At 48.5% G+C, this 8,485-nt stretch carries 3 protein-coding genes; all 3 read right to left on the bottom strand.

The window, feature by feature from the left end; translation table 11 throughout:
- The coding region (rtxA, locus tag AACR11_RS06395; protein WP_223295721.1) for an MARTX multifunctional-autoprocessing repeats-in-toxin holotoxin RtxA at positions 1-7,354 on the bottom strand (7,354 nt) is incomplete at its 3' end.
- Between the two features lie 22 nt (positions 7,355-7,376).
- The gene (rtxC, locus tag AACR11_RS06390) at positions 7,377-7,838 is read right to left on the bottom strand and encodes an RTX toxin-activating lysine-acyltransferase RtxC (protein WP_017818210.1); all 462 of its coding nucleotides are present in this window, start codon (positions 7,836-7,838) and stop codon (positions 7,377-7,379) included.
- Positions 7,839-7,863: 25 nt separating this feature from the next.
- Complete coding sequence (gene rtxH, locus AACR11_RS06385; protein ID WP_011081432.1) at positions 7,864-8,223, bottom strand: protein RtxH; 360 nt, start codon at positions 8,221-8,223, stop codon at positions 7,864-7,866.
- Positions 8,224-8,485 lie beyond the last annotated feature (262 nt).

Below are 8,485 nucleotides of genomic sequence, written 5' to 3'. Positions count from 1 at the left end.
GTACGCTCGTATCAGGTTTCAGCGCGTCGCCATAGCGTTTAAAGTCTTCCTGTAGTCCTTTCAGCACTTCGCCCGAATCTACCGTCGTTTGTGTTGATGTGCTCGTCTCATTGCTTTCGATATAAGGCGCGGTAATTTTCGCCCATTTATCAGCATACTGCGTCATCAACCATTCGGCTTTGTGATTCGCAGAAGCACTGGATTTAGGGTTTTTAACTGGCGGCTGGCCCTTACTTGCCCGATACTCCTGATACCAAGCATCGAAATCATCACTACCACTAACCAAAGCATTCACTTCAACAATGATGGCTTTACGACTTGCAGAGTCAAAATGATCGAGTGCTTTCACATCAACTTTTGCCGTGGATTCTGTTTTAGGCACAAATTCACTTAAAACGCTTGGCACACTTCGGAACTCAAACAAGATCGCAGGTTCAGGCTGCTGCGCGCTTCCTGTTGTGGCGTTGTTGATACCATGCCCTGCCACTTCACCGCCATACTGGAAGTATTCAAATACATTCTTAGCAAGACTTTCTGAATGTGAACCTTTCAACTTCTCAATGATTTGTTGTCTCACGTATCGTGAATCATCTGCACTTAGAAGCTCCAGCATTTTGACAGGCTTAGTTCTAGGTAAAATCTCCCAAGCATTTTTTACTTTCGGATCGGTTAACCCTTGAGCGTTTGGAGAGAAACCCTCAGATGCAGGATCCCAATCATTGATGTAGATACCGAACTCTTTGGCCAGATCTGCCGTTTTTGAATACACCGATGTGAGATAGGCATACACGTTTTGCGCAGCTTCTGGATCATCTAGCTTGTGCTCATTAGAGTTAACTAAAAACTCATCTCTAAGTCCCGACTGATACCAAGGTGCCGATTCTAGAAGCCTGACTTCCAGTGACGAGCTTGAACCAAATTCTTTCGCACTAATGGCCATCGTGGCTTGTTGTCCACTAGGGGTCATCCCGATTGTCTGCCCTTGAGCTTCAATTGCAGTGCCGTTGCCAGCCGCGATGAGATGCTTTGAATTCGATATAACCAGCGTAAAGCGCCCATCATCACTCACCAATTGAGGCAAGCTTTGGTGGTTTGACTGGTTGATATGGCCTGTAAACTCTTTCGCTAACCAAAGCATGGCTTCTTTACGGCTTTCAATCGCCGTCGTATCGCTGGTTTCACTAGGATACGTAACCAATTCAATTGTGTGCGTCTGCCAGTTGTTAAGTCCATTGATATCCGTAATACCAGCTGGATTGCTGTAACCGCCTTGATTCATATCTTTGGTTAACATGAACAATGGGTTACCCTGTGAATCATGCACATACCCAAACGTCTGCGCTGAATTCTTAGGCAGAACCACAACTAGACCAGATAGTTCGTTTTCTATACCAATTGATGTCGAAGCAAAATGGCTTTGAAACCCAGGAACACTTTTTGAACTATGTGGGTCTGTCGTTTGATTTCCTTGTCCACCACTTAACCCCTCTAAGTTCACCCCAGAAATGCGAATCTCTTTTCGAACCACATCCTGAGACGCAGTGGTTGGTACCACAATGCTGTCGGAGTTTGTTTCAGTGAACATTGAGGTGATTGTGTTACCGCTGTTCTTTCCGCGAATACCTGCGTTAATTTGCAGACGGTTCACTGCGTTTGTCGCACCTTCCAGCGCTTCTTGCTCTTGTTCGCTCAGACCTTCACTGAATCGGCCATCGGCGTTGGTTGGACCGTCGGTGTTGACATGACTGCCCGTTTCGCCGGCGCCTTCCACGCTATGAGCGTTACCTGAAAGACCGCTACCAGCCACGCCTTCACGGTCAGGGCGATCGCCTTCGTTTTGCTTGGTCCCTTTGGCATCATTCTGCGCTTGGTTGGCTTTGTTTTCGGCACTCATCGCATCGCGATCACCACGCGATTGCGCGTCGTTTGCGGCGCTGTGTGCGTCAGATTCGGCCTGTTTCGCATCGTTACTTTTCGCCACAGCATCGGCTTTGCGTGTTTCTGCATCGGCTTTAGCTTCGGCAATGTCTTGCTCTGCACCTGCGCGATTTTGCTCACCTTGTGCCACACCCTCTTCAGATTTCGCAACGGATTCTTTGACTTTGCTGTTATTGTCAGACTGCGTCTGCTTCGCTGCAGCAATCTTGTCATTCGCGAGTTGCTTGGCATCGTCGAGCTGGCTTTGAACGCCATCGAACAGACCACCGGCAAAATCATTGCGCCATTGGTCGCCTGACTCGCCAGTATGCGTTGCTTGGCCATCAAGCACATCGAGACCTTGCGCCAGTTTTGTCAACTCGGCGGTCACGGCTTCCGACTCTTCTTTCACCGCATCACGTTGAGCTTGACCGTTATTTTCTAGCGCTTGTTGGTCGGTCGACTCCAACTGACTTTGTGACCCTGCGACAGCATCAAGCTGTTTCTGCTTTTCTTGTTCAAGACGTTGGCGATCCGCTTCTGCGCGATCTTTATCTGATAGGGCATTCTGCGACGCTTGATTTTGTGTCGCGTGCTCACTCACTGCGTTGGCTTGTTGCGACGATTCCGATTTCGCCACGACGTTATCTAGGATATAGCCCAGTCCATCATTGTGGCCTGTGCCTTTGAATTCGATTCGGTTACTGCCAGCATGTGCGGTCAGTTTTAAGGTTTTTTGCTGCCAAGCAGAGGCATCACCAGACGATGAGAAGACGACTTCGCCATTCCAAAGAACTTCAATGCCTTCGTTATTCGATAGACCTGCACGTTTCGCAAAATCAAAGCTCACAGCAATGACTTCACCTTCCGTAAGATCGGTCAGATCTTGATAGAGACTGGTGTTGGTGTAGGTATCCAGTTCCGTCACACGTGCGCCGTGACCTTCGCCGTTCACGCCATAGACATTGCCCGAATAGGAAGCTTCAACACCGTGTGTCGATTTCCAACCACGATCACCTTGCTCAAAATCACCATTCACAATGAGATTCGGGGCTTGAGTTTGATCAGAAGATCCGTCAACGTCGAGTGCATTTTGCATCTTGTTGAGATCTGGGGTATCTACCTTTGTAACACTGCCGGTTAGACTATCGCCTAAGTCCGAGCCCACTTCTTCAACGGCATCCATTTGGAAACCATCCAACTTAGTGATTTCAGGTGTTGCAATCGCACCACGGCCTTTTTGCGTACCGGATGACGATGCTTCATCACCTTGAACCAAGTAGTTGATGGCTTGACTACCACCGACACCAAGTACGGTTTGCTTGATATTATCAAACAGTGCCGAGAGCTTGTTGCTGCTGGTGTTGCTTGACGCAACGGCCAAGCTGTAGAAATCACCGTTGCCGATTTTGATTGCGACATTATTTTGTGCGTAAGAAGCGTTAATGCTTAGGCCATCGCCCACGTGAATATTGGCGTTAGCTTTGCCTTTCATCACGGCAACATTCAGGCCATCACCCACTTTCGTGTTGATGTTATATTTGCCCCAAGCGACGTTGACGGATACGCCATCACCGACTTTGGTATTGATGTTGGCATCACCATAGGCGGCTGTCACACTCAAGCCATCACCAACGGTGGTAGTGATATTGGCTTTGCCTTTTGCTGCCGTCACCTGCATACCATCACCCACTTTGGTGACGATGTTGCCTTTGCTCCAAAGTGCGTTAAAGCTGTCGCCATCACCCACTTGGGTCACGATGCTGGCTTCACCTTTTGCCAGTACCACGTTACGGCCATTACCCACTTTAGTAATAACGTTCGCTTTACCCCAAGCTCCGGTGTAGTCGTCGCCATTGCCCACATGAGTAATGATGTTGGCTTTACCTTGCACCACGGAAACTTCTTGGCCATCACCCACTTTAGTGATGATGTTGGCTTCACCTTTGGCAAAGTTATAGCGATCACCGTCGCCCACTTGGGTAAACACGTTTGCTTGCCCCCAAGCAGCATTGACGCCCAAACCATCACCGACTTTGGTAATGATGTTTGCCTTGCCTTTGGCAATACCAATGGTCGTGCCATCTCCGACGTGGGTCATTACGTTGCCGATATCGGAAATCAACAACCCTACCGTGGTGCCTTCGCCCACTTTGGTTAAGATATTGCCTTTACCAGCCAACACAGCTGCGGTTGTTGCATCACCAACATGAGTCACAACGTTAGCTTTTGCTGCCGCCACAACACCCATGAAATCACCACCCACTTTGGTGACAATATTGGCTTCGCCCAGTGCTAACACGCCCGTTAGACCATCGCCGACATGCGTCATGATGTTGGCTTTTCCGAACATCGCCGCCAAGGTTGTGCCGTTACCGACCTTAGTCATCACGTTCACTTCGCCCGCGAATATTCCTAGGCTGGTTCCATCACCGACATGGGTGTAGATGTTGGCTTTACCGACCATCAGAGCCGCAGTGAGATCATTGCCCACTTTGGTCATGATGTTGGCTTGGCCGATCATTGCAGCAAACGTGCTACCACTGCCTACGTGAGTAAAGATATTGGCGTTACCAACCATCGCAGCGAGAGTGGTTCCGTTACCCACTTTTGTCGCAACGTTGCCTTTGGCTAACATCAGTGCGACCGACATGCCATCACCAATGTGAGTGAAGATGTTGGCTTCTGCCACCATTAACGCGAGAGCATCACCGTTGCCTACTTTGGTAAAGACGTTACCCAAGCCGCCCATCAGCGCCCAAGCATTCCCTTCTCCCACATGGGTAAAGATGTTGCCAGCACCAATCATGACAGCAATAGCGGTTCCATCACCCACTTTGGTGAAGATGTTACCCGCTGCGCCCATCACGGCAAGAGTTTGGCCATCACCAACATGCGTTAGCACGTTGCCAACACCAAGCATTATGCCGGTCGTGTCGCCGTTACCCACTTTGGTGAGAATGTTCGCGCCACCGACCATTACGCCAGTTGTTGTACCATCACCCACATGCGTCAGCACGTTTGCGCCACCGCCCATCACCGCTAGGGTATTCCCTTTGCCTTTTTTGGTGAGAATGTTGGCACCGCCTAAGGCTACCGCTGTGGTGTTCGAGGTTTCGTTGTCGCCGCTGATGTGGGTAATCACGTTTGCGCCACCCAACATACCTGCGGTTAGATCGCCGTCACCCACTTTGGTGAGCACGTTTGCGCCGCCAGCCAGTACCGATGCCACATCACCTTTACCCACTTGCGTCATCACGTTGAAGCCGCCCGCCGCCAACCACAAGCCGTTGCCGGAGCCAATTTGGGTATGGGTGTTGTAACCACCGAGCATAACGACACGGCTGTTGCCATTGCCTTTGTGCACGGAAATGTTACCGTAAGCCAGCAAATGCGCGAGGTATTGACCATCGCCAATACGAACCAGTACGTTTACCGCACCGCCCGCGTAAACATCCATCTTGCCTTGCTTGCTTTGGTGTACCAACACGTTCGCCAAACCCGCGCCGCGGAAGGTGAGATCCCCTTCTTCGCCACTTTTGACAATCACGTTTGCCGCGCCACCACCATTGAACTCGGTATGACCAAATTGCGAACTGTGGAGGATGACGTTAGCGATACCGCCACCATTAAAGTAGACATTGCCGCGAGTCACATTGGACTTGATGACGTTACCACCACCCGCACCATTGAAGCGCACATCACCAGAGCTTTCACCGCTATCGGTCGCTGGCTTAAACAAGGTTTGATCGGTGTACTCGTTGATGTCGGCCACGGTTTCGCTGGTGCTTCTTACCGCGTTCACACTGTAATGCAGATCGCTGAGTGAGTAGCCGCCTTTGCCTACCGAGTGATATCCGTTTGCAGACGAAATATCTTCATTGGCTAGGTTTGCGGTGTGATTACCCTCTTTGTACCAAGAGCGAGCTTGATACTTAAGCCCCCCTGTTTTGGGATCATTAGCAAGTTCAACTACCACTATTTTTGTGTAAGGCCCAAGCACTTTTGCGTAAACATAAGTATTTGGTTTTCGGTTTGATTTCACCGCTTGAACATCGACTGTCGTCCCATCGGTCGAGATGGCGTGACCGCCCATTTTCGCCTCTGACAATGCCACATCTTTCGCATCAATCAGTGTGCCATTGGCGTAGGTCACCCACTCATATTCGGTCAGGTCTTTCTCGACAGCATGAACGGTTACCGATTGCTGATGCTCAACGGCAATATTAGAAAGGGTGTAACCACCATTGATTGGATTAACTTCAAAACCACCAGCAGAAGAGACATCAGAACGAGCAAGCTCCGCTAAATGATTATCGCGCTTGAACCAAGCTTCAGAGTAGTATTTGAGTTTGCTCGTTTCTGGATCGTTATAGAGACGAACTTTGTTGATTTTGGTGTAAGTACCATCTGCGATAGCAAACAGATAAGTATTTGGCTCTCGCTCTGATTTTACAGCGGTAACCGCATGGAACTTGTTGCCGTTATCAATCGATAAACCATGCATCTGCGCCTCGGTGAGAACAATGTCTTCCGCTTTCGCGTATTCCATACCTTGAGCATCGAAGCTACCACCACTGCCTTTTCGTGTAATGGTGTTATAAGCACCGCCACCGGAGAAATGGATGTCACCATGTGCCACATCGGAGTAAAGGCTGTTGTAACCACCGACACCTTCAAAGCGAATGTTACCGTGTGTTTGTGCGTAAACATCTTCCGCTTGGCGTGTACGCTCAATGCGGTTTGATGCGCCCGCACCTTGCAAGGTAATATCGCCCACTTTGCCTTTACGGACCAAATGGTTGTCAGCACCAGCCCCGCGGAAAGTAATGTTGCCGGTTTCAACACGTGAACTGATGCTGTTTGCCGCGCCAGCGCCATAAAATGTCACATCACCGCGCGAGCCTTGATAACGGTTGAACCAAGTACGGTCTAGTTTATTGCCCCCTCCTACACCAGCGAAAAAAAGGTTACCTTGGTTAGTTTCATGCCAAAGGGCATTGTAACCGCCAGCGCCCATAAAGGTGATGTTGCCGCTCAAACCTTTGCGGATAATGCCATTATAAGCCGCGGCACCGCCGTAACTGACATCACCATGATTACCTAAGTGGTCAATCGACACACCGCCAGCAGCACCAGCGAATGACACATTGCCATCGCCACTTTTATTAATGTCTGCATACCCAGCTGCGCCTTTTACAGAAAGGTGCCCAGTGGTGTCTTCCACTCTTAGATATGCCGAACCGCCTACGACCGTATCATTGCCGCTGCCGGTATAAACCGTTGCACCAATCGATCCGACAGTGACATAATCATCACCACCGTAGGCATGGATTTTTCCACCAAAACCGATAGCAACAATACTGTTGTTTCCATCGTCGGCGGAATAGTTCCCTGTGAAGAAGTATTCAACACTTCTCCAAAATGGTTTTCCCATAAGCCAAACTCTTCTTTAGGAGTTAAATAGAAAACCACTGTATCTTTCTGATACAGCGGTCATTTTGAGCATCCACTTTGCCGCGAACAGTGCAGACCTTCTGCCCTTTCCACGGTAAAAATACACGGCGACGAAGATCGTTAACGACCTCTCTGCCATGCCCGAATGGAGCAATCATCTCTGGAATGTAGATATGCTGGCCTGAACGCCAGTCGGATAGAGATATTTCACGCACTCCAGATAACAGCTCATCTCGGATCTGCTCAGAGACAAACGCCCAATTACAAAATGCAATTGGGCGTCCGTGCTCATCTTCGTAGTAGCAAAACTGGTTTAGCTCAAAAGCAGGCAGAATACGCTGCTGCCATTCTGCAACTACGTAGCGACGATGAAGGGGCGAATGCTGGCTGAGCAGCATGACACCACCTATCATCTGTTGCATTTGCGCTAATGTGAGATTTGCTGGTTGATGTGTAATAGACATCTGCCCTATATCAACCAATATGCTGTTATTTTTTTGCTTGGGAAGTGCGTTTTTTCGGAGCGGCTTTCTCTTCCACGAGAGTTTCCGCTGATGATTCTTCCGCCTGATTTACCGCAGCATCACCTGCTGGTAGAAAACCGGCTGCAACAAGCTTGTCAAATTCAGCTTCCATTCTTGGATCTTCTAGCATGTTCTTAATCATCGATACCATATACATAAAACCAGAGGCAGGCATATGGACAACTTGCTTAAGTTCAAGATCATTATCGCTTTCAGCCATTACGCCATTCGCCATATTTTTTTGATCCTGACCTACGAAATAAAGAGAAAAAACACCTTTATTGTAGTTAACACTAGATACTGTTTGAACAAACTTCTCAGTCATAAATTTCCCCTACTTATTTTATATAGATAAGACGAAAATCGTTCCTTTTAAAAGGAATCACTCTCCGCCTGCAAGCTCAATTAAAAGGCAAAATATAAGAATTCAGCCATAAATAATAATTGTAATGTTTATTTTGTGTCGAAATATTACATCGTAAAACAGTGGTCATCAATAGACTTAAATCGATTATATTAGAGCAATCATTCTATTTTTAAAGGTAAGGAAACTCAAAGTTTCCTTACCTTTGAAAGAGCGAGTTAAT

Origin of the sequence: Vibrio sp. L85 (genome assembly GCF_963871815.1) — a bacterium.
Lineage (GTDB): Bacteria > Pseudomonadota > Gammaproteobacteria > Enterobacterales > Vibrionaceae > Vibrio > Vibrio harveyi.
The sequence above is the reverse complement of the archived record's forward strand: the minus strand, read 5'-3'. Positions and strand labels throughout refer to the sequence as shown.

What these genes read in the sequence shown, in the direction of transcription:
- rtxC (WP_017818210.1), bottom strand. Translation starts at nt 7,838, where the DNA reads ATGTCTATTACACATCAACCAGCAAATCTCACATTAGCGCAAATGCAA.
- rtxH (WP_011081432.1), bottom strand. Translation starts at nt 8,223, where the DNA reads ATGACTGAGAAGTTTGTTCAAACAGTATCTAGTGTTAACTACAATAAA.